Source organism: sulfur-oxidizing endosymbiont of Gigantopelta aegis (assembly GCF_016097415.1).
Taxonomy (GTDB): domain Bacteria; phylum Pseudomonadota; class Gammaproteobacteria; order GRL18; family GRL18; genus GRL18.
Window position 1 is genome coordinate 888344 of sequence record NZ_JAEHGE010000001.1, and the last position, 21919, is coordinate 910262.

The following is a 21919-nucleotide window of genomic DNA, read 5'->3' on the forward strand; positions in this document are numbered from 1 at the left end:
AATTCTCCTTAGCTAAAAAAATGCTTACGTAAAGGCTCATAGAACTGGTGAATAAGCAGTCCTGATAAAACACAGGCCGTGCCAATAAAAATAGCGCTGGTAATGGTCTCATGATTAAACCATTTGCCCAGTAACAATGCTGTAATAGGCGTTATTAAGGTTGCCAGTGCCACGGTCGAGGCTGATAGTCGAGATAAGACAAAATAATAACTGACAAAGCCAACGACCGATCCCATGATACCTAAGTAAACAATAGACCAGAGTGTGCGTAGGGGTAATTGTTCGGGGAGTGGATCAGCAAATAATAGAAAACTCAGCAGGAACAAGGGCAGTGCAAACAGCAAGCCGCCAGTGGTCACAATGAGTGCCGGTAATGGTATATTGAGACGTTTGATTCTAACGGCACTACCCGTGTGTAATATGACTGCAATCAATACTGCCAGCATGCCCATTATTGCTTCTTCACCCCGGCTGATGCGTTCGATAAATATAATGCCCAGTCCACAAATGCCCACACCGGCACCCCATAATTTATGCCAGCCAAAATGCTCGTTTAAAGACACATGATTACGCAGCAATAAGACAAAGCCCGTGGTAAAAATGGGTGACAGCCCAAATAGCACCGACACTAGTCCGGAGGGTATAAACTGAGCCCCCCAATAAACCATCATCATTGAGCCATAAATTGAAAAAGCTGAAGCAGTGTAAACACTACGCGCATTTTTATGCATGGGTATTTTTTTGTGCCATAACAGTGCCAAGAACAATGCTAGGATGGCACCAATAAGCATTCGAGCCGACACGCCGGTAATAAAATCCAGTCCTTGCGAACTCCATTTGATCGCCAGAGGTGTGGTTGACCAGATCACAATCATGGCCAAATAAGCCATAGTAACCAGCAGTGAATGATTTGTTTTAGTGGATAGTTTCATCGTTTTGGAGCCAAAAAAAAGCCATAGAATAATAATCTATGGCTTTTTGAAAACGGGATATAAGTTATTCTTATATTGTTTCGTTTATCATGTTACTTTTTGTTAAAACAAGGTGTTATAAACAAGTAGAGTAAACAAGCGCACAGATTCATTGAGGTGCTATTAAAGATGCGAATAGCCGCGCTCATTCGTCGTAAAATATGTGCATGTAAAATATTCATGGCATTAGATTGCGTGAATAAGCTATTATTGTCAAGCAGAGTTTGATGAACAGATGCTGAAACTAAGCAACTTTGACATTTTATGAAAATTACCTATAGTTAAAGTGGCGTGTTATCAATGAAAAAAATAAAAATGATAAGGTATTACTGAAACGAGTGGCAAAGCAAATTGGTCGATTTAATCAGGTTAGGGAATTAGGCAAAGGGACGCAGGGTGTGGTTCATTTGGCAGTTGACCCTGTTCTGCAACGTAATGTGGCGATAAAATCTTTGCATTTCTCTGATATGAGAAAGGCTGAAGAAACCAAGGCCATGCTCCTCAAAGAAGCTCGAACTATCAGTAAAATGGTTCACCCCAATATTGTGTCAATTTATGAAGCGGGTGAAGATCAACAACAAAATCCCTATTTGGTTTTTGAATATGTCAGTGGCCAATTGCTCACGGATGTCATGAAAAAAAAGGGCATGATGACCATTAAAAATGCCCTAGCTTTACTCAAGCCAGTGATTGAAGCAATCAGCCATGCTGACCAATTAAACATTATCCATTGTGATCTTAAGCCTGCCAATATTTTAATTAATGATGATAATATACCCAAGGTAATGGACTTTGGTATTGCCCATGTTTTGTCCAAGCAGCAATCAAAAACCGATGGCTTTTTTGGTACACCGCGTTATATGCCACCCGAGTACATTCGTAAACAAACCATTTCTGCCAGCAATGATTCTTATGCTCTGGGTATTATTCTCTATGAAATGCTCACAGGCAAGTCTGCTTTTATAGGCAGTAATATCAAGCAAATTATCGTTAAAGTATTAAATGACTCTCTTCCTCCTCCTTCAAAATTTAATACTGATGTTGATGCACAATTTGAAAGTATTGTGTTCAAAGCTATCGATAAAAAATTAGCCAATCGTTATCACAGTACGACCGAATTTAATGCGGCTATTGATGAATATTTGGCAAAGCAAAATTCAACAGTCAACCAGTCCAGTAAAAAGCAGGATGCAACCATAGAATTTTTGTTGCGTCGTATGAAACGTAAAAAAGATTTTCCAGCCTTATCGGAATCATTGTTTAAGATCAATAAAATTGTTGAAGAAGATAATACCGGATTTGATGTATTAGCAGGGGCAATTGTCGAAGACTTTGCCTTGACCAATAAAATATTAAAAATTGTCAATTCTGCTTATTATCGTCGTAGCGGTGGTGAGGTAAAAACCATTTCTCATGCGGTAATGATGTTGGGCTTTGATGCTATTCGTTCAATTGCAGTCAGTTTAATTTTAATTGATCACCTGCATGATAAGTCACAGGCAAAGCAACTAAAAGACAGTGTCGTTTCATCTCTCTATAGTGGAGTGTTTGCTAAAAACTTGGCAGAAAAATCACAATTGGTCAATAAAGAACAGGTATTCTTGAGTGGGATTTTTCATAATTTGGGTAAGTTATTAACAATTTTTTATTTTAATGAAGAATCATTGGAAATAGAAAAACTCATTGCAGAAGAAAAATTAGATGAGGAAAATGCCTCGACCCAAGTACTGGGTGTTCCCTATAGTCGCTTGGGGATGGCAATAGCAAAAGAGTGGGAACTTCCTCATTACATCGTGAATACTATTAGCCCCTATAATACCAAAGTGAATAGTAAGCGTATGCAGTTAAACGATGAAGAAAAAATGCATGCGATTTGTAGTTTGTCTAATGAGTTGACCCATCTGATAGAAAATAGTGATGCTGCAGAAGACTGGCGTGAGAAAGCAGTTAAAATCTGGCGTCAATACACCCCACAATTACAACTAAAGGATAAGGATCTGGTTACTCTGGCTGATCAGGCTAAAGAAGATTTAATTGACTTAAACTCCATCTTGAACATCAGCATGTCAAAGTCCTCTATTATACAAGGCCTGGATAATGACAATGCAAGCGTAACAACTGCCGACAATGTAGAAAAAACCTTGGTGATTACGCCCACAAAAGGCTCAGAAAAACAGCATGAGCTAGAAAGTAAACCGCGTGCTATAGAAGAAATTCTAAAGGCTGGTATTGATAATATTGGCACGATGATAAAAGGTGACTATAGTTACAGTGGACCCCATTGTCAAGACAGCTTTCTCAAATATTAAGATATAATTCTGTTGGTTATTTATAGTATTAGTCTTATCCACATATCCACAGGTCTGCCAGTAGTCCAGAGACGCTTGCGATATATCTCAGGGCTACTGGCTTGGCCTGTGGATATGTGGACAAGGCGGTTGCCAGTAAAGTTGATTATCCTCTCATCATGCTGCCCGTTTTAAGTCTGGAACAACTTCTTTCATCACGCCATAGATCTCTGCAGGCGTTTTTCCACCGTGTGTACTGTGTGGTCGTTCATGGTTGTAAAACTCAAAATATTCCTTTAATGAGCTCTTTAGCTCATCAATACTTTGGTAATCCTTGAGGTAAATTTCCTCATATTTTACACTTCGCCAGAGTCGTTCAATCATAATGTTATCCATTGCTCTGCCTTTGCCGTCCATGCTGATTTTTATATCATTGGCCTTTAGAACACCTGTAAATGCTCTGCTAGTATATTGAGCACCTTGATCCGTATTGAAGATTTCTGGCTTTCCATATCGTCGCAGTGCTGTTTCCAGACTACTGATACAAAAGCTTTCTTCCATGCTGGTTGACACTTCCCAGGACAGCACAAAACGGCTACTCCAGTCCATAACAGCACTTAGGTAGACAAATCCATGTGGCATCCGTAAATACGTGATATCTGTGCACCAAACCTGGTTATTCCTATTAATATCAATTCCTTTGAGCAAATATGGATAGAGGTTATTTACTTTGCAAGGCTTGCTGGTATTGGGTTTTGGTGCCACTGAAACCAATCCCATGATCCGCATAAGCCGTTGAACTTTTTACGATTAATTTTATAACATTTCAATCTTAATGCATTACGAATTTGACGACTGCCATAGAATGGATGTTTTATGTACAACTCATCAATCAAATTCATTAATGTTAAATCTTTATTTTGCAGAGGCTTTTTAGGTTGATAGTAATAGCTTGAACGGTTCAGGCCGATAAGCTCACATTGTTTTTTGATGCTCAACTGAGGGTGCTCTTTTTCTATGCAACACCGCTTTTCTGCTCTACTCAGTTGAACATCTTCAACTTTTTTGACAGCCAGTCAGCCTCTACTTTTAGTTGACCTATTTGGCTGTACAGGTGTTCTTTTTCCTTTTCATGTTCAGCATCTTTATTCTCTAATTTTTTTGAAAAAGTATCGGCTGCACCATCAAGCATCTGCTTTTTCCAGCTATTGACCTGGGTGGTGTGCACTTCAAATTCTGACGCAATTTCTGCGACTGTTTTTTGACCTTTCAAAGCCTCAATGGCTACTTTTGCTTTAAATTTGTTGTTGAATGTTTTTCTTTTTGTGCTCATTTTTTGTTCCCCGTTAGGTTAGCTCTTATATCTTAACCTATTGTCCAGTTTTCGGGGTCCACTATAATTTGTTATCACGCAAACTCATTTTCAATCACCATCTTCAGCAGGTTTTCGATCATTTTATATCGGAAATAATCAGATCATTCAACCTGTAGGGATTGATGATCTAAAAGCTTTAAAGCCATTTCCTGATGCAGCCAATAAAACAGCTATTTTTATTGCTAAAAAATGCAAAGGTAACACAATAAAATATCCTATACCCTATGCTATATGGGAAGCGGCTAAAGGAAATAAAAAAAGCAATCCCTGCTCACCTCACAAAACAAGAAGCTCTTGATTCAGTTGACATTGATAAGTGTGAGGCAACCCCTGTTACGGGAGGTGATTCACCATGGGCTATTACACCGAAGGTGGTTTTAAAGCATTTAAAAGATCACTGGTGCAAGCACTTGGGTTAACGGCAGAAAAGGAGTAACCACAGAATTAAATGGTATTTATTTTGTAAAAATTATTGATACAAATAAAAATAATAATTTGGTGCAAATTAAAACCTGCCCTGACTTTGGAAGAAATGAAAAAGTAAAACCAGCAAGAAAGTTTTGGATAGAACCTGATTTTCTATATCCTTTAGTTAAGGGGGCTGGAGATATACAGGAATGTTATGTCTCAATCAAAAAAGATTTATATGTACTGGTGCCTAATAAGGGGATCACAAAACAGTTATTAGAAGATTGTGAAAATGACATGGAAGACAAACCAAAGTGTGAAGGATTTTTTAGCACCTATCAAGACCAGCTTATTTTAAGATCAACATATAGCAAACGAATGACAGAACACGCACCTTATTTCTGTATTTCAAATGTTGGCAGTTATACTTTCGCACCATTTAAAGTGGTATGGCCTGAACAGCCTGGCAATAAATCATTTAGAGCGGCAGTCATTACAAAAGGTAACGATCCTATCAGTGGTCAAAAAGTTTTTGTTCCCGACCACAAATTGTTTTTTGTTGATTTTTATGATTCAGAGCCAGCCTATTATCTTTGTGGTTTACTAAACAGCTCTACAGTACAAGCTTTTATTGATAGTCATAATATTTCAATTCAAGTGGGTAATGTGTTTAAACACATGAATTTACCAGAATTTGATGCAGATAATAAGAAACATAAAGAGTTATCAGCATTAAGTGAAGTAGCACATAATGAAGATAACAAAATCAAAAGACAAGCATTGTTAAAAACTATTTCTAAACTTGGAAATTCATTACTTTGAGCAAATATGGGTGTTTTTATACAAAAATATCAACACCTTTGTTTATCGGCTTGATACTGGTGAGGGGGTTTCTCACTTCATGAACAATACCTGAAGTAAACTCACCGATAGCAGCCAAACGTCTTTGTTCAGCCATTTTCACCGTTTTACCGAAACTATGAGTCACCAAGTGGGCAATATTACTCAGTAATTCTACATGCTCCTCGTTATAGGCATTGGCTTCTCGGGAAGCAAAAATCAACATACCCGGCACTTGAGTTTCCTGGGTCAGGTGCAAAAAAATGGCACTCTTCATGCCTTCTTTTGCCAGCAAATTAAGAAACACATAATGTTTATTGTTCTCAGCCAGTGTTTGCAAGTCGGATATTAGCAGTGGCTTATCACTATTAATGGCTTTTTCCAGCAGAGTGCCGGCAATGGCAAAGTGTGTGCGTGGCATTAGGTGTGGTTTACCATCAATATAAGCACCCTGCAATTCTAATAGGGTTGCATTGCCATTATGCAATAACACACTGGTCCAGTTTATGGGTAAGATAGAGGAAAATTCTTCAGCAATAAAGCCCAAAGTAGAATCGAGGTCATCTCCCTGTTGTACCCGATGAATGAGTTGAAAAATAGAATGTAAACGCTGCGAAAGATGATTGAAGCTTGTTGCAATTGAAGCAATTTCATTATCACTGCTAACAACGACTTGATGACCAAAATCGCCTTTGGAGACACGCTTGAAACCTTCTACAGCACGATTTAATGGAATAATAACTTTTATATAAAAACCAATTAAAGTAATTAAGGCGACGACAAAAGAAGCGGCTAACACAAACTTATTGACCGAATTAATCCACTCAACGCGTTTTTTTAAATCAGCCTGTAATTGTTTAACCACCACATCTTCGATATTTTTTATATTTCCCTGATTATCAACAATATATTGTGCTGCGGCCGCTAACTTAGGCGAGTCATTACGCTCCCCTAATGTTTTGATTAATTCCTGGTAATAAATATTCCAACTTTGCTGTAATTGATTGAGGACTTTACGTGTATTTTTATCCAGATTTAAATCAATCCCTTTATCCATATCCACTAATTCAGCAGTTAAATGCTCATCAGCAAAACAGGTAATTATATCGTTTTTATTATTCAGTTGCCCTTTGAGATCGTCATAGTACAAATTAATATCACGCTGATACGCACTACTGCTTTGAGGGGCATTTTTTAAATAGTTATAGCTCTGCATATCCATATAATTGGTAATGAGTTGTAAACGGTTAACCAAATGCAAAGCGGCGACTTCTTTTTCTCTGTCATCCATATTGTAGAGCGTAAAGGTGATAGCAAATGAAAATAGCGACAGTAAAACAACCAAAACAGCCGTAATTTGGAATTTAAGTGAATGAATCAGTTTATTCGACATATTTTAATCTTTATTCCTAGCTTCAATCGCATCATTAGACTGTCCTTAATATAAGGAACGGTTTTTTGGCCATAAAATTGCACTTCTTTGACCATTAGATTAAACAAAGGTGCACCAATCTTTCGGTTTCTACATATTGAAAACAGACTTTAGCTCAAGGATAATAAATTATCATTGAATAACATTGAGTGAAAAAACACTATCATGGCCTACTCTAAATTGTCACTAGACCAACACCCAACAATTGACTCTGACTTAGAAAGCCTTATCGATCAATTGCCGGTCATAATGCTCATGGTTGACAGCAAAGGACAGGTATTTTTTTCTAATAACGCTGCTCAAGATTTTTTTGGCAGCCAATTTTTCGCTGCATTAGCTATCACACAGTTATCTGCGCAAATGAATGCAGAGGATTTTCAGCAAGCGCTAAAGCAACTCAATGATAAGCCACAAGCAATTAATTTCAATACCCATTTTTTTCATCAACAAAAACACTATGCGGCAACAATGTCTATCAATCGTTATTTATCCAGTAATAATGTGCAAGATGGCTATCTCATTACACTGTTTAATATTAACCATGCGCATCAAGAGACATTACTCAAAAAGAATTTTAAAGAATTGAAACAGTTTGCCCGCTTGAGTGCTATGAGAGAAATATCAAGTTCACTCGCCGATAAGCTGAACCAGCCTTTAACTGCTATTTTGTCCTACACTCAGGCAATGCAACGCCTATATAAAGCAAAGGCTTCCCCCGATGAAATCAATCAGGCGATGGATCGAGTGGTGGTTAACGCTGAAAATGCTGGACAAATTATAAAAGAGGTTCGGGCTACATTAAATGTAAACACTTTAAATTATCAATCCAGTTGTATTAATACCTTAATCAAAGAAACTATTGACCTCACCGAGTTGGCCAATTCTACTTCAGCCATTCAATTAAGCACTCATTTTGCTAGTCAGCATTCATTGCTCTATTTTGATCAATTGCAAATGCGTCAGGTTATTTTCAGCTTACTCAATAATGCGATTGATGCCGTTATGGAACAGCCTGCACAGATTCCAAAAATTATGATACAAACACAATTACAAAAAACGAATAATGGCGCTCATTTTGAAATCATTATCGCTGATAATGGTGCGGGTTTAGCCAAAGAAGTGCAAGATAAACTCTTTGAACCTTTTATTAGCACCAAACTAGATGGCATTGGCATTGGCTTATCAATGTGCCATCATATCATAGGCCTGCACAAGGGCAGTATTCATATCAGCTCTGAGCCTAGCAATGAAAGCCCATCAACAGAACCATTGACCACGGTAAAAATTTGCCTGCCACTTAAGCCTGATCAGGCCATTAATTGTGAACAAGACTGGAGTAAGATTTGAAGCCAAGCACTAATGAAAATAATGAGCAAACTGTGTTTGTCGTTGATGATGAACCGGATGTGAGAGCAGCCTTACGACTATTAATTAAATCGGTGGGTTATCAGGTTGAATGTTTTGAATCAGCCGATAGTTTCTTTGCGCAATTTGAGACTGAGCGTAAAGGCTGTCTCATTCTTGATGTGCGTATGCCAGGTATGAGTGGTATGGAACTACAAGATAAATTATCTAGCTTAGATACCCTCTTACCAATTATCATGATTTCAGGCCATGGTGAAATTCCTATGGCGGTTAAAGCGGTACAAAATGGTGCTGTTGATTTTCTGCAAAAGCCTTTTAGTGATCAGCAATTATTGGATCGTATTTCACAGGCAATGAGTCTTAATACTGTACGACATGATGAATACAGTATTCGTAAGGATGCTCAGGATAAATATGTCTCACTGACTCCAAGGGAGAGAGAAATTTTTACCGAAGTGGTGTCTGGGAAACTAAATAAGGTCATTGCTTATGAGCTAAATATCAGCACTCGTACCGTTGAAATTCATCGGGCGAAGGCGATGGAAAAAATGGCCGCACGGAACTTGTCGGAGCTTATTAATTTAGCGAATTTGCTTAAAGAATAAGTAACTGAGTTACTATCAACAGCTTTAGTAGGGTGGGCATGGCTTTATCTGCCCACGCTGATTCGTTCCTATATTCACACTTTCAGCGTGGGCAGATAAAGCCATGCCCACCCTACAATTTCATTCTTTTTGAAGTTCTTTTAATGCTTGGTGGATTGATCAACCGTATGACCGTGCTCACTATAAATACTGCCAATATCAACTGCATCAAATTGATAGGTTTTACCGCAAAACTCACAGTCCACAGAAATATTGCCTTGCTCCTTTATAATCGCACTGGCTTCCTGATGACTGATAGAACGCAGCATATTGGTGACTTTTTCTCGTGAACAACTGCATTTAAAATACACACTTTCAGGATCAAATAAACGCACTTCTTCTTCATGATAAAGTCGATGTAAAATTTCTTGTGCGTCTAACTGCAGTAGCTCTTCATTTTTAATGGTACTGGCTAAATGGGTCACTCGTTCCCAACTATCATCGTCTTCATTTTGACCAGGTAATTGTTGCAAGAGCAAGCCACCAAGAGCGAGTTCATCAGCGGCAAGAAAAATACGTGTTTCTAATTGCTCCGAACGCTCCAGATAACCTTCTAAAAAGTCAGCAATGCTATTGCCTTCTAAGGCCACAATGCCTTGATAACGTTCCTGTGTTTTGGCTTGCTCAATAGTAATGATCAGATTGCCATCACCTAATAAAGATTTAATGTCGGTGTCTTCAGGCAAAGGCTCTTGATACTTGGCCACGCCCCGTACCCCAAAGTCATTACGACATTCGATCACCAATAGCGTTAATGCACCATCACCACTGGCCTGAATGGTCATTGAACCTTCAAACTTTAGAGTGGCGGATAATAACACGGAGGCAGCAACCACTTCGCCAAGATAGCGACGAATAGGCTCCGGATAATGATGATTCGTCTGCATTTGTTGCCAAACGTCACTTATTGAGGTGATTTCACCTCGGATATTGGCATTATCAAATAAAAACCGATAAATCTTATCTTTGTCATTCATGTGATATTAACAAGCCTTTTAATGTTTTAATTTGGCTTGTAGCAATTGATTAACTTGCCCGGGGTTTGCCTTGCCCTTGGAAGCTTTCATAACCTGTCCGACAAAGAAACCAATCAGTTTGTCTTTGCCTGATTGAAATTCAGCAACCTGACCTGGGTTATTGGCAATCACTTCATCAATAATGGCTTCAATGGCGCCCGTATCAGTGATTTGTTTTAAGCCTTTTTCTTCAATAATGCTATCCGCTGTACCGCCTTTTTCAGCGAGAACTAAAAACACGTCTTTGGCAATTTTACCAGAGATTGTATTATCTTTGATGCGTGATAATAAGCCCGTCAATTGTTCTGTGCTGACAGGACATTGTTTAAACTCGACTCCTACTTTATTGTTCAGAGCAGCTACATCACCAACAATCCAGTTTGCGACCATTTTTGCATCGTCGATGGTTTGCTGAACCTGTTCATAGTATTCGGCCATATCGCGATCCACGGTGAGTGCCTTGGCATCTTTTTCAGATAGACCTAGCTGCTCCATATAGCGTGCGCATTTAGCATCAGGAAGCTCTGGCAAGGTTTTACGTATGGCTTCGATGTCTTCCTTAGAAATGACAATGGGTAATAAGTCTGGATCAGGGAAGTAGCGATAGTCATTGGCTTCTTCTTTGCTACGCATGGAACGGGTTTCATTTTTATCCGCATCATAAAGACGCGTTTCTTGAGTAACCTTACCACCACTTTCCAAAATATCCATTTGCCTTTCAATTTCAACATTGATGGCTTTTTCGACAAAACGAAAGGAGTTAATATTCTTTAGTTCTGCCCGGGTACCAAACTCTTCCTGTCCCTTGGGACGAAGTGACACATTGGCATCACAACGAAATGAACCTTCCTGCATATTGCCATCAGAAATACCCAGATAGCGTACAATGGAATGAATTTTTCGCATATAGGCAACTGCTTCTTTGGCGCTACGCATATCAGGATCAGACACTATTTCCAATAGCGGTGTGCCAGCACGGTTTAAGTCAATACCGGTCTGATTTTGAAAATTCTCATGCAAGGATTTGCCGGCATCTTCTTCCATGTGCGCACGGGTGACACCTATACGCTTTTGACTACCGTCTTCCATATCGATGTCAATTTCACCTTCGCCCACAATAGGATAGTATAATTGACTGATTTGATAAGCCTTGGGTGAATCCGGATAAAAATAATTCTTGCGGTCAAACACTGAACGCTCATTAATTTTTGCCCCAATTGCCAGACCAAACATCACTGATTTATTCAAGGCTTCACCATTGAACACGGGTAAAACACCCGGCAGACCTAAATCAACAGTACAGGCCTGAGTATTTGGCTCAGCGCCATAGGCGGTTGAAGCACCAGAGAATATTTTTGATTGAGTGGCCAATTGCACATGGATTTCCAAACCAATAACGACTTCCCATTGCATAATATTTGTTAACCTCTTTTTTCGAAGTTTTTGCTTTAATAGTTTAAAAGTAGGTTATTAAAGCGTATTTTTTAAATAAACAGTGTTAAAGCGGGTGGTCACTTATTTTCTTTGCTTAAAAACTCGCTTAGGCTCAGACAGTTCAAGCAAAGAAAATAAGTGACCACCCGCTTTTCGTAAATAACAAGTGTTGAGGTAGCTTCATAGTTAAAAGAAACAATCCCTCTGTTTCCTTTCTTTAGAAAGGGGAAGATAAAAGTCTTACTTAAATGAGTCTGGCGATTGTAGATGCCAGTCGGTTGCTTGTTGAAACTGATGAGCAACATTCAGTAGTTTTGACTCTGCAAAATGCTTTCCGATCAATTGTAGGCCGACGGGCATTCCCTTCACAAAACCTGCTGGAATCGACATGCCGGGTAGACCGGCGAGGTTAACAGCAATGGTATAAATATCTGATAAATACATAGTAATATGATCATCCGTCAACTCGCCAATATTAAAGGCTGTTGATGGCGCTGCAGGCCCCATAATCACATCAACATCGGCAAATGCTTGCTGAAAATCATTGCTGATCAAGCGACGTGTTTTTTGTGCTTTAACATAGTAGGCATCATAAAAACCTTCTGATAGCGCATAAGTACCTACTAGAATTCGACGTTTTACTTCAGCGCCAAAGCCTTCACCTCGAGAACGAATATAAAGGTCGTTCAAATCCTTTGGATCGTCACAGCGATAACCAAAACGAACGCCATCCATACGCGATAGATTTGAAGAGCATTCTGATGGCGCAATAATATAATAGGTCGGTACAGCTAAGTTACTGGTAGGTAAACTGATCTCTTTAACCACAGCACCCATTTTTTCGTATTCTTTAATGGCCACCTCGATAACCTTGGCCACTTCATCATCCAAGCCTTCAGAAAAATACTCTTTGGGTAGACCGATCTTCAAGCCATCCATGCTATCCGTTAAATGACTGGTGTAGTCTGGAACAGCTTCATCTACACTGGTGGAATCTCTTGGATCCATACCCGCCATGACATTTAACATCAGCGCTGCATCTTCCGCAGTACGGGTCATTGGCCCTGCCTGATCCAAACTGGAGGCAAAAGCAATCATGCCATAGCGTGAAACACGACCATAAGTGGGTTTTAAGCCGGTTATGCCGCAAAAAGAAGCGGGCTGGCGAATAGAGCCACCGGTATCAGTACCGGTGGCCGCAGGCGCTAAACGAGCCGCCACTGCCGCTGCCGAACCACCGGATGAACCACCCGGCACTGCCGCCTGATTCCAGGGATTTTTTACCGCACCATACCAGGATGTCTCATTAGAAGAACCCATGGCAAATTCATCCATATTGGTCTTACCCAACATGACTGCGCCTGAGGCATTAAACTGACTGATCGTGGTGGCATCATAGGGAGAAATAAACGGATCTAGCATTTTAGAACCACAAGACGTCTTTACTCCCTTGGTGCAAAAAATATCTTTTTGCACCAGTGGAATACCGTTTAGGATGCCCACATTACCTGCTGCACGTTGTGCATCGGCATTTTTTGCCTGCTCCAATGCCCGCTCTGCTGTCACGGTAATAAAACTGTTCAACTGCGCATCTAGAGAATTAATGCGATCCAGATAGCTTTGCGTTAATTCAACGCTGGAGAATTCCCCAGCCGCCAATCCTGCACTCAGTTCAGCAATGGTTTTGTTATGCATCTTTCATTTCCACAATAGAGTTTTCCACAATCAGAGTTTTCCAAAATAGATTATTCTAGTCAGTCGTTTAAATAATTATTACTCAACTACCTTTATTCAATCATCTTTATTCAATCACTTTAGGTACCAAATACAAGCCATCAGTCGTTTCAGGTGCATGCGCCTGCAAATTTTCCCGATCATTCACTTCTGTCACCACATCAGCTCGGAAGCGTTGTATCGCATCAAGTGGATGCGCCATGGGTTTAACACCATCGGTATCTACAGAATCCAATTGCTCAACCATTTCCAAAATATTGGATAAATTGGTCGCATATTCAGCCATGTCCTGTTCGTCCACGCCGAGCCTTGCTAAAAAGGCAATTTTTTCAACATCACTTTTATCCAATGTGGACATCAGAAACCTCGCTAAGCAGTCTAGAATAAATCATTTGATCGTTTTAAGGGGCATAATTTACCACAAAATGGTAAAATTTAGCAGTCATTCTCAAAGGAAAATTGGACATTTTTTACCAATATTCCTAAAATGCTTAGATCAATGCCTGAAACCCGCCTTCATGGGGACCAATGATACTTCACTGACACTGAGTAACTTCGCTATACAGGCATGATTTTAAACAACTTAAAAATGAAGACTGGGGAGGAATGATCCTGAACTCAGCTTCGAAGTTACCACAAAAATATGGGAAACCCGCCAATTATGTTTGGATTCGGTCGTTTACGCGGTATTTTTTCTAATGATCTCTCAATTGATCTTGGAACAGCTAATACTCTGATTTATATCCCCGGACAGGGAATAGTACTTAATGAACCTTCCGTTGTTGCCATTCGCCAGGAACACGCCACCAATGAAAAAATGGTCGCTGCGGTCGGTGAAGAAGCAAAACTCATGCTCGGTCGAACGCCGGGCAATATGGAAGCCATTCGGCCACTCAAAGATGGCGTCATCGCCAACTTCACCGTGACGGAAAAAATGCTTCAGCACTTTATTCACAAAGTACATGAAAATCGTTTTCTCAAACCCAGCCCCAGAGTCTTAGTCTGTGTGCCCTGTGGTTCAACTCAGGTAGAACGTCGTGCCATTAAAGAATCAGCCCTCGGTGCGGGTGCACGTGAGGTATATCTGATTGAAGAACCCATGGCGGCTGCTATCGGTGCAGGCATGCCCGTCAGCGAAGCCAGTGGCTCAATGGTAGTGGATATCGGTGGTGGTACCACCGAAGTTGGCGTCCTATCGCTGAGTGGTATCGTTTATTCAGAATCCATCCGTATTGGTGGTGACCGCTTTGATGAGGCCATTATTAACTACGTGCGCCGTAACTACGGTAGTCTGATCGGTGAAGCCACTGCGGAACGCATTAAGCAGGAAATCGGTTCTGCTTACCCCGGCAATGAATTATTAGAAATCGAAGTGCGCGGTCGTAATCTGGCTGAAGGCGTACCTCGTAGCTTTACCCTCAATAGCAATGAAATTCTTGAAGCTATTCAAGAACCATTATCCGGTATTGTCGGTGCAGTAAAAATTGCCTTAGAGCAAACCCCACCTGAACTCGGCTCTGATATTGCTGAAAAAGGCATGGTACTCACCGGCGGTGGCGCACTTCTAAGAGATTTGGATAGACTGCTAAGCGAAGAAACCGGCCTCCCGGTGATGATCGCAGAAGATCCGCTCACCTGCGTTGCCCGTGGTGGTGGTCGTGCCTTAGAAATGATGGATGAAGTGACGACTGATTTATTCAGTGTGGAATAAATAATCTATTGTTTGTTCATAAATAGCGCCAGCATTCTTCAGCAATGGCGCTATTGAATTATTCTATGCCGGAGTCCTTCCCATAAAACAGTTATTTGACGAAGATTCTTCCTATATCGCACGTTTGATCTTTGTGATAGTGTTATCTGTCATCATGATGAGTGCCGATCACCGGACGAATATGCTTGATAATGTCAGGAGTCTGTTTGGCCTGCTGATCTATCCTTTGCAAACCATTGCCAGTATCCCGACTGATACTGGACTATGGCTGGAAGGTCAGATGGATACTCGACAGTCACTGATCGCCGAGAATGAAGAACGGCGCACAGAAAATTTATTGCTTAAAGCGCAATTACAGAAATTTACTTCTTTACAGGCGGAAAATATTCGTCTGCGCTCATTGCTTAAGTCTTCACGCAAATTAAGCGATCAAATGCTGATTGCCGAAACCGTCGCAGTAGATTTAGATCCCTATAAACGTCAAATCGTGATCAATAAAGGCTTATTTAACAATGTCTATTCCGGACAGCCCATTCTTGATGCCTATGGTATTATGGGGCAGGTCATTAATCCCGGTATTCCCACGAGTACAGCGATCTTGATCACCGATCCCTCACATGCCATTCCCGTGCAAATTAACCGTAATGGTCTCAGAACCGTACTCTATGGTACGGGCGCAGCCAACTATCTGGAAGTACAGAATTTGCCAAATAATGCCGATATTGAAATTGGTGACCTATTAATTACTTCAGGCTTGGGTGGCCGCTTTCCTGAAGGCTACCCCGTTGCCCGAGTGGTCAATATAAAGCGCGATCCGGGACAGCCCTTTGCCCAAATTATTGCCGAAGCATCTGCTCATCTGGAACAAAGCCGTGAAGTATTATTGGTTATGGCTCAGGAAAATGCCCCGCAATTGATCTCACAACAAGAGCCTCAACAGGTTCCTCAACAAAAAAGCAAACCAGAAAAAGCCCTAGAAGGACAAGCAAACCATGAGTAATAAACCCGCAGCTCATGGTGGCATTATTATCTTGGTCAGCTTTGGAGTGGCCTTTATATTAACCATGCTCCCTATTCCAGAAGCATGGGCTATTTATCGTCCTGAATGGGTGACGTTGGTACTGATTTATTGGTGCTTTGCCTTACCTCATCGAGCCGGTGTTTTTACTGGTTGGGCAGTGGGATTTTTACTGGACATCCATCTGGGTAGCCTATTGGGAATGCACGCATTGACACTGGCCATTGTGGCTTACTTGTCCTATAAGCTGCATATTCGTATTCGCCTCTATCCACTCATTCAACAAGCATTAATCGTACTATTATTAGTGACGCTATCACAAATGCTGGTATTGTGGATCAATGGCATAACCGGACATGCATCGGGTGACTGGTCATACTGGTTGCCCTCATTAACCAGTATGCTCGTCTGGCCCTGGGTATTTTATGTGATGCGCACAGTTCGCCGCCTCTATGGTGTTAACTGATGATGGGTGTTAATTAAGATGAGAGTCAACGAGTCTAATGGCTGAACGACAGCATTTAAAAGATCATTTTATCGAGCAACGGATCTTCCAAAATCGCAGTGTTGCGGCATTACTGTTCACCCTGATTTTATTTGGTACTCTAATTGTTCGCCTGTTTGTATTGCAAATCAATAATCATGAACACTTCTCCACGCTATCTCAAAACAACCGCGTTTCGGTGCAGGCAATTCCGCCCACCCGGGGGCTAATTTATGATCGTAATGGCATCATTCTGGCAGAAAATTTACCATCCTATACCTTACAAATTATTCCCGAGCAAACCTCAGATATCGAAAACTTACTGGAAGAGTTATCACTACTAATCAATATTCGTGACATTGATGTAAAAAAATTCAAAAAAGAAGTACGTCGCAAGCGTCGCTTTGAAGGAATTCCCTTACGCTTTCGTCTAAACGATGAAGAAGTAGCCATTATCTCGGTGAACCTACACCGCCTTCCTGGTGTAGAAATTAAAGCACAATTAAGCCGTTTTTATCCCTATGGCAGGGAAACTGCACATGTGGTGGGCTATGTAGGACGGATTAATGAGAGAGAACTGAAAAGATTACCCGTCACCAACTATAGTGGCACCAACCACACCGGCAAATTGGGCATTGAAAAATCCTACGAAGCACTGCTACATGGGCAGGTAGGCTACCAAAAGGTAGAAACCAATGTGCGTGGCCGGGTATTACGAGTTCTGGAACGCAGTAATCCCATGCCCGGTGATGATTTGTTTTTAAATTTAGACATTAATCTGCAAAAAGCGGCCATCGAAGCCTTTGCTGATAAGCGTGGGGCTTTGGTGGCAATTGATCCCAATAATGGGCATATCCTAACCATGATCAGCATGCCGGATTATGATGCTAATCTCTTTGTGAATGGCATCGACTCAAAAACCTATAATGCCCTGAATCGATCATGGGAACGACCTTTATTTAATCGTACTATCTTGGGTAGCTATCCCCCTGGTTCAACCACCAAACCTTTTTTTGCTCTGGCAGGCTTGGAACTCAATACTATTCAATTGGATCACCAAATTTTTTGTCCCGGCTATTATCAACTCAATGGCAAGGCGCATAAATACCGTGACTGGAAAAAGTGGGGACATGGTAAAACGAATATTAGTAAGTCCATCATCCAGTCCTGTGATGTTTTTTACTATGATCTCGCCTTTCAACTCGGCATTACAAAAATGCATGACTTCATGACCAACTTTGGTTTTGGTAAACGCTCAGGCATTGATATCCTCGGCGAACGAAGTGGCCTGATGCCTTCTAAAGCATGGAAGAAAAGAGTCCGTAAACAAGTCTGGTTTCCCGGTGAAACGGTCATTGCCGGTATTGGTCAGGGCTATGTTTTGGTCACCCCCTTACAATTAGCACTCGGTACGGCAACCTTGGCCAATGGCGGCAAACTTTTTCAGCCCCAATTGGTGAATGCCATTCAGCGTAAAGTCGATCTCCAACCACGCTACATTTCACCGCAAAAAATACATCAAGTCCCCATCAAACGCAAAGAAAACTGGACAGAAATCTACTCGGCAATGACCGAAGTCATTCATGGTGCTCGCGGGACTGCACGACGTCTCAATAAACCGGGTATGCGCTATAAAATCGCTGGCAAAACAGGTACGGCACAGGTATTTAGTGTTGCCCAGGATGCCACCTATAAAGAAGATGAACTGGAAGAACGGCTCAAGGATCATGCACTTTTTATGGCCTTTGCCCCCGTCGACAATCCCAAAATTGCCATTGCCGTCATAGTAGAAAATGGTGGTCATGGTGGCTCGGTCGCAGCACCCATTGCCGGTAAAGTCATTGAGTCTTACCTCAGTCAATTTAGCGATGAAGATCTGCACAAAGCGGTTGATTCATCATCCCCGGCGACAACACATTCTAAGAGCAGTTCTAAAGACACGCCAAAGAACAGTTCTAAAAATACTAAAACATTAAATAATAGCGCTCCATCGGCTATGCAGTCTCATCACGAGGGTCATGAACATGGCTAGTCGCGCCTCACAACAAGGCTTATTTTTTCGCTTACACATCGATCTTACTTTACTCATGAGTTTAATTGCCCTCATTGTTTTAGGACAAATTATCCTCTATAGCGCCAGCGGAGAAAGCATTGCCACTATGCAACGCCAGGGCATTCGTCTTGGCATCGCTTTTGTTGTTATGCTGGCAATCGCTCAGGTATCGCCTGATACCATGCGCCGTTGGTCGCCGATTTTGTTTATTATCGGTGCCATTATGCTTATTGCCGTATTATTAGTCGGAACCAAGGCGCTCGGGGCACAGCGCTGGCTAAATTTAGGCTTTTTTCGTTTTCAGCCCTCTGAAATGATGAAACTCGCCGTACCGATGATGCTGGCCTGGTACTTATCCAGCGGTCATATCCCGCCACGCAATCGCCACTTGCTTGTGGCACTGGTGTTATTATTATTGCCAGTATTACTCATTGCCAAGCAACCCGACTTAGGCACATCCTTATTGGTCAGTAGTGCCGGTTTATTCGTTATTTTTATGGCCGGAGTCTCCTGGCGTTTAATTGCCGGATTTATCTTTGTTGGCATCGCATTCACTGTACCAATGTGGCTATTTTTGATGCATGATTATCAACGCCAGCGGGTACTCACCATGCTCAATCCAGAATCTGATCCACTCGGTAGTGGCTATCACATTATTCAATCAAAAATAGCCATCGGCTCCGGGGGCAGCTTTGGTAAAGGCTGGCTCAATGGCACACAGTCTCATTTGGAATTCTTACCCGAGCGTCATACCGATTTTATTTTTTCAGTATTTGCAGAAGAATTTGGCTTTAGTGGGGTATTATTATTACTATCTCTTTATCTCTTTATTATTTTTCGCGGTGTTTATATCACCACTCAGGCACATGGCACCTTCGCACGTTTGCTCGGTGCCAGTATTGTACTAACATTTTTAATTTATGTGTTCGTTAATATTGGTATGGTCAGTGGCATCCTACCCGTCGTGGGCGTACCATTGCCCTTGGTCAGTTATGGTGGCACGTCCATTGTGACTCTAATGGCTGGATTTGGTATTTTGATGTCTATTCATACCCATAGGAAATTATTAGCGCACTAGCGTGTCCAATATCTAAGCATGTTGATTAAGTAGCATATTGTATTTAGAAGGGGTGGAATCCGACCCCACCTAATCAGATATCGAGTTCAGAAAACCGTAAAAACAGGAATTTTTATGTTAGCCCAACCCAGTACACGCTTTATCATGTTAAGCATTTTAGGCCTTTTTCTTATTGTCATTAATAGCGCCAATGCCGCTACTCTCAATAAAGATCCCGAAGTACAACAATTTATTAATGAAATGGTACAAACACACCAATTCAGCAAAAGTGAATTAGACAAGGTGTTTGCTCAAGTAAAAATCAAACAAAAAATTCTTGATGCCATTAGCCGTCCGGCTGAAAGAAGTAAGGCATGGCATGAATATAGAAAGATATTTCTAACCAAAAAGCGCATCAAGCAAGGTGTTAAATTTTGGCAGGATAATACTGACATTATCAATTATGCTGAAAAAGTTTATGGTGTTGCCCCGGAAATCATGGTCGCCATTATTGGTGTGGAAACCTATTATGGTCGGCTGCAAGGTAGTTATCGGGTAATGGATGCTTTGTCCACCCTGGCCTTTCGTTATCCTAAACGCAGCAAATTTTTCCGTGGTGAATTAAAGCACTTTCTCATCATGAACCGGGAACAAAAGTTTGACCCATTAAGCCGTAAAGGTTCTTATGCCGGTGCGATGGGTATGGGTCAGTTTATTCCCAGTAGTTTTCAAAGCTATGCCGTGGATTTTGATGGTGATGGCGAAAAAGATATCTGGAAAAATAATGCCGATGCCATTGGCAGTGTGGCAAATTATTTCAAACGTCATGGCTGGAAAAAAGGTCAGCCGGTGGCCGATCAATTGAACCCTATGAAGGACACCCTACTAACAGATAAAGATCGCTGTAAACGTAGCTGTAAGCCTAAACTAACGGTTGCAGCCTTCAAACAAAAGGGACTCACAGGCGACACCGCTGTTACAGATGAGACCAAAGCGATTCTTTTGCTTCTGAAACAAAAAAACAGCAAAGAATATTGGTTGGGCTATAATAACTTTTATGTAATTTCACGTTATAATCATAGCACTCTGTATTCCATGGCCGTTTATCAGCTCAGTCAGGCAATAAAACAGGCTAAATTAAAAGCTCAATAATGATCCCGACAGAAACAACTTTCAGGTTTTCAGCCAAGCATGCGACGAAGCTAATAGCAGTGATAATCATTGCCTGGGTTTTGGTTTCCTGTAGTAGTTCGACAAAAACCAGCAGTTCATCGTCGGGGCGCTATAGCATCAGTCAGGATGGCCCACCCTCTGAATACCTTGATGTTAGCCAAATACCTGATGCCGTCCCCAAACCCACGAAACGCAGCAAGTCTGGCAATCCAAAGTCTTATGTCGTCTTTGGCAAGCGTTATTATGTAATGGACTCCAGTAAGGGCTATAAAGCACGCGGGATTGCCTCATGGTATGGCAAGAAATTTCAAGGTCATCGCACTTCCAGTGGTGAGCCTTATGATATGCACGGCATGACTGCAGCACATAAAACGTTGCCCCTACCCACTTATGTCCGAGTAACCAACTTAAAAAATGGCCGACAAGTTGTCGTCAAGGTCAATGATCGCGGGCCGTTTCATGAAGGTCGTATCATCGACCTGTCACATACTGCTGCGATCAAATTAGGTGTAAAAGGCACTGGCACAGGCTTGGTTGAAGTAGAAGCCATTGATCCTAGTCAGTCTCTTCCTGCTCCACAGGCATCAACTACAGCTACCACTGTCCCCTTATTGCCAACACCGGCAAAACCAATTGGACTGTATCTGCAATTAGGGGCTTTTATTAGCGTTCAAAATGCCATGCGCTTAAAAAACAAAGTCAATGCTGCGCTTAATGCCCGCAATGAAACAACCTTGGCAAGCGTTTCCAATATCGAAAAAAATGGCCAACAATATTACCGCGTCCGTCTTGGTCCCCTGAGTGACACGGATCATGCTGATACATTGATGCAAACACTGACTGAAAATGGCTTTGTTCGACACAGTATTGTTGTGGAATAGTATTGGGGGGTTAAAACGTAGGATGTGGTGAGGCA

Annotated in this window: 17 protein-coding genes and 1 pseudogene; 11 read left to right on the forward strand and 7 right to left on the reverse strand. The window is 41.3% G+C overall.

Translation table 11 applies throughout. The features are described from left to right. Positions 1-8: 8 nt before the first annotated feature. Positions 9-932, reverse strand: coding sequence for a DMT family transporter (locus tag JEU79_RS04570; protein ID WP_198263149.1), 924 nt, complete (start codon positions 930-932; stop codon positions 9-11). Between the two features lie 377 nt (positions 933-1309). Between JEU79_RS04570 and JEU79_RS04575 the strand changes: the two genes are divergently transcribed. After that, the gene (locus tag JEU79_RS04575; protein WP_198263150.1) at positions 1310-3280 is read left to right on the forward strand and encodes a serine/threonine protein kinase; all 1971 of its coding nucleotides are present in this window, start codon (positions 1310-1312) and stop codon (positions 3278-3280) included. A 156-nt stretch (positions 3281-3436) separates the two neighbouring features. Here JEU79_RS04575 and JEU79_RS04580 read toward each other — a convergent pair. After that, a pseudogene (locus JEU79_RS04580) lies at positions 3437-4592 on the reverse strand (IS3 family transposase). A 537-nt stretch (positions 4593-5129) separates the two neighbouring features. Here JEU79_RS04580 and JEU79_RS04585 point away from each other — a divergent pair. Then, positions 5130-5864, forward strand: coding sequence for a hypothetical protein (locus JEU79_RS04585; RefSeq protein ID WP_214660491.1), 735 nt, complete (start codon positions 5130-5132; stop codon positions 5862-5864). 16 nt (positions 5865-5880) lie between these two features. Here the strand turns inward: JEU79_RS04585 and JEU79_RS04590 are convergent, their stop codons facing one another. Beyond that, a complete protein-coding gene (locus JEU79_RS04590) occupies positions 5881-7275 on the reverse strand; it encodes a HAMP domain-containing protein (protein WP_198263152.1) in 1395 nt (464 codons plus the stop codon). Positions 7276-7479: 204 nt separating this feature from the next. On the opposite strand from JEU79_RS04590, the gene JEU79_RS04595 reads away from it, so the two are divergent. Together JEU79_RS04595 and JEU79_RS04600 are read left to right on the forward strand one after the other, a co-directional pair. Further along, the gene (locus JEU79_RS04595; RefSeq protein WP_198263153.1) at positions 7480-8661 is read left to right on the forward strand and encodes a sensor histidine kinase; all 1182 of its coding nucleotides are present in this window, start codon (positions 7480-7482) and stop codon (positions 8659-8661) included. Continuing rightward, entirely contained in the window at positions 8658-9284 is a 627-nt protein-coding gene (locus JEU79_RS04600; RefSeq protein WP_198263154.1) for a response regulator transcription factor, read from the forward strand. Before JEU79_RS04595 ends, JEU79_RS04600 begins: the two co-directional genes overlap by 4 nt. Before the next feature lie 140 nt (positions 9285-9424). On the opposite strand, the gene hslO is transcribed toward JEU79_RS04600, so the two are convergent. The 4 genes from hslO to gatC form a co-directional block, all read right to left on the reverse strand. After that, positions 9425-10300 (reverse strand): Hsp33 family molecular chaperone HslO, encoded by an 876-nt coding sequence (gene hslO, locus JEU79_RS04605; protein ID WP_198263155.1) that lies wholly within the window; start codon positions 10298-10300, stop codon positions 9425-9427. Between the two features lie 18 nt (positions 10301-10318). Further along, positions 10319-11752 (reverse strand): Asp-tRNA(Asn)/Glu-tRNA(Gln) amidotransferase subunit GatB, encoded by a 1434-nt coding sequence (gene gatB / locus JEU79_RS04610; protein WP_198263156.1) that lies wholly within the window; start codon positions 11750-11752, stop codon positions 10319-10321. A gap of 261 nt (positions 11753-12013) precedes the next feature. Next, entirely contained in the window at positions 12014-13468 is a 1455-nt protein-coding gene (gene gatA, locus JEU79_RS04615) for an Asp-tRNA(Asn)/Glu-tRNA(Gln) amidotransferase subunit GatA (protein ID WP_198263157.1), read from the reverse strand. Positions 13469-13574: 106 nt separating this feature from the next. Further along, on the reverse strand, positions 13575-13865 hold the full coding sequence (gatC, locus tag JEU79_RS04620; protein ID WP_198263158.1) for an Asp-tRNA(Asn)/Glu-tRNA(Gln) amidotransferase subunit GatC: 291 nt from the start codon (positions 13863-13865) through the stop codon (positions 13575-13577). A gap of 303 nt (positions 13866-14168) precedes the next feature. Here gatC and JEU79_RS04625 point away from each other — a divergent pair, with 303 nt between their 5' ends. The 7 genes from JEU79_RS04625 to JEU79_RS04655 all read left to right on the forward strand — a co-directional run bounded on the left by JEU79_RS04625 (position 14169) and on the right by JEU79_RS04655 (position 21884). After that, complete coding sequence (locus JEU79_RS04625; protein WP_198263159.1) at positions 14169-15218, forward strand: rod shape-determining protein; 1050 nt, start codon at positions 14169-14171, stop codon at positions 15216-15218. 115 nt (positions 15219-15333) lie between these two features. Next, on the forward strand, positions 15334-16218 hold the full coding sequence (mreC, locus tag JEU79_RS04630; RefSeq protein ID WP_281401044.1) for a rod shape-determining protein MreC: 885 nt from the start codon (positions 15334-15336) through the stop codon (positions 16216-16218). After that, on the forward strand, positions 16211-16702 hold the full coding sequence (mreD, locus tag JEU79_RS04635) for a rod shape-determining protein MreD (protein WP_198263161.1): 492 nt from the start codon (positions 16211-16213) through the stop codon (positions 16700-16702). Before mreC ends, mreD begins: the two co-directional genes overlap by 8 nt. Before the next feature lie 37 nt (positions 16703-16739). After that, a complete protein-coding gene (gene mrdA / locus JEU79_RS04640; RefSeq protein WP_198263162.1) occupies positions 16740-18752 on the forward strand; it encodes a penicillin-binding protein 2 in 2013 nt (670 codons plus the stop codon). After that, positions 18745-19851 carry a rod shape-determining protein RodA gene (rodA, locus tag JEU79_RS04645; RefSeq protein WP_425511137.1) on the forward strand — a complete coding sequence of 369 codons (1107 nt, stop codon included), beginning with the start codon at positions 18745-18747 and terminating at the stop codon, positions 19849-19851. The genes mrdA and rodA overlap by 8 nt, the downstream gene beginning before the upstream one ends. 114 nt (positions 19852-19965) lie before the next feature. Beyond that, positions 19966-20982, forward strand: coding sequence for a lytic murein transglycosylase B (gene mltB / locus JEU79_RS04650; protein WP_198263164.1), 1017 nt, complete (start codon positions 19966-19968; stop codon positions 20980-20982). Next, complete coding sequence (locus JEU79_RS04655) at positions 20982-21884, forward strand: septal ring lytic transglycosylase RlpA family protein (protein ID WP_198263165.1); 903 nt, start codon at positions 20982-20984, stop codon at positions 21882-21884. The genes mltB and JEU79_RS04655 overlap by 1 nt, the downstream gene beginning before the upstream one ends. The last annotated feature ends 35 nt before the right edge of the window (positions 21885-21919 follow it).

What these genes read in the sequence shown, in the direction of transcription:
- JEU79_RS04590 (WP_198263152.1), bottom strand. Translation starts at nt 7,275, where the DNA reads ATGTCGAATAAACTGATTCATTCACTTAAATTCCAAATTACGGCTGTT.
- gatA (WP_198263157.1), bottom strand. Translation starts at nt 13,468, where the DNA reads ATGCATAACAAAACCATTGCTGAACTGAGTGCAGGATTGGCGGCTGGG.
- hslO (WP_198263155.1), bottom strand. Translation starts at nt 10,300, where the DNA reads ATGAATGACAAAGATAAGATTTATCGGTTTTTATTTGATAATGCCAAT.
- JEU79_RS04655 (WP_198263165.1), top strand. Translation starts at nt 20,982, where the DNA reads ATGATCCCGACAGAAACAACTTTCAGGTTTTCAGCCAAGCATGCGACG.
- gatB (WP_198263156.1), bottom strand. Translation starts at nt 11,752, where the DNA reads ATGCAATGGGAAGTCGTTATTGGTTTGGAAATCCATGTGCAATTGGCC.
- JEU79_RS04625 (WP_198263159.1), top strand. Translation starts at nt 14,169, where the DNA reads ATGTTTGGATTCGGTCGTTTACGCGGTATTTTTTCTAATGATCTCTCA.
- mltB (WP_198263164.1), top strand. Translation starts at nt 19,966, where the DNA reads ATGTTAGCCCAACCCAGTACACGCTTTATCATGTTAAGCATTTTAGGC.
- JEU79_RS04595 (WP_198263153.1), top strand. Translation starts at nt 7,480, where the DNA reads ATGGCCTACTCTAAATTGTCACTAGACCAACACCCAACAATTGACTCT.
- mrdA (WP_198263162.1), top strand. Translation starts at nt 16,740, where the DNA reads ATGGCTGAACGACAGCATTTAAAAGATCATTTTATCGAGCAACGGATC.
- rodA (WP_425511137.1), top strand. Translation starts at nt 18,745, where the DNA reads ATGGCTAGTCGCGCCTCACAACAAGGCTTATTTTTTCGCTTACACATC.
- JEU79_RS04570 (WP_198263149.1), bottom strand. Translation starts at nt 932, where the DNA reads ATGAAACTATCCACTAAAACAAATCATTCACTGCTGGTTACTATGGCT.
- gatC (WP_198263158.1), bottom strand. Translation starts at nt 13,865, where the DNA reads ATGTCCACATTGGATAAAAGTGATGTTGAAAAAATTGCCTTTTTAGCA.
- mreD (WP_198263161.1), top strand. Translation starts at nt 16,211, where the DNA reads ATGAGTAATAAACCCGCAGCTCATGGTGGCATTATTATCTTGGTCAGC.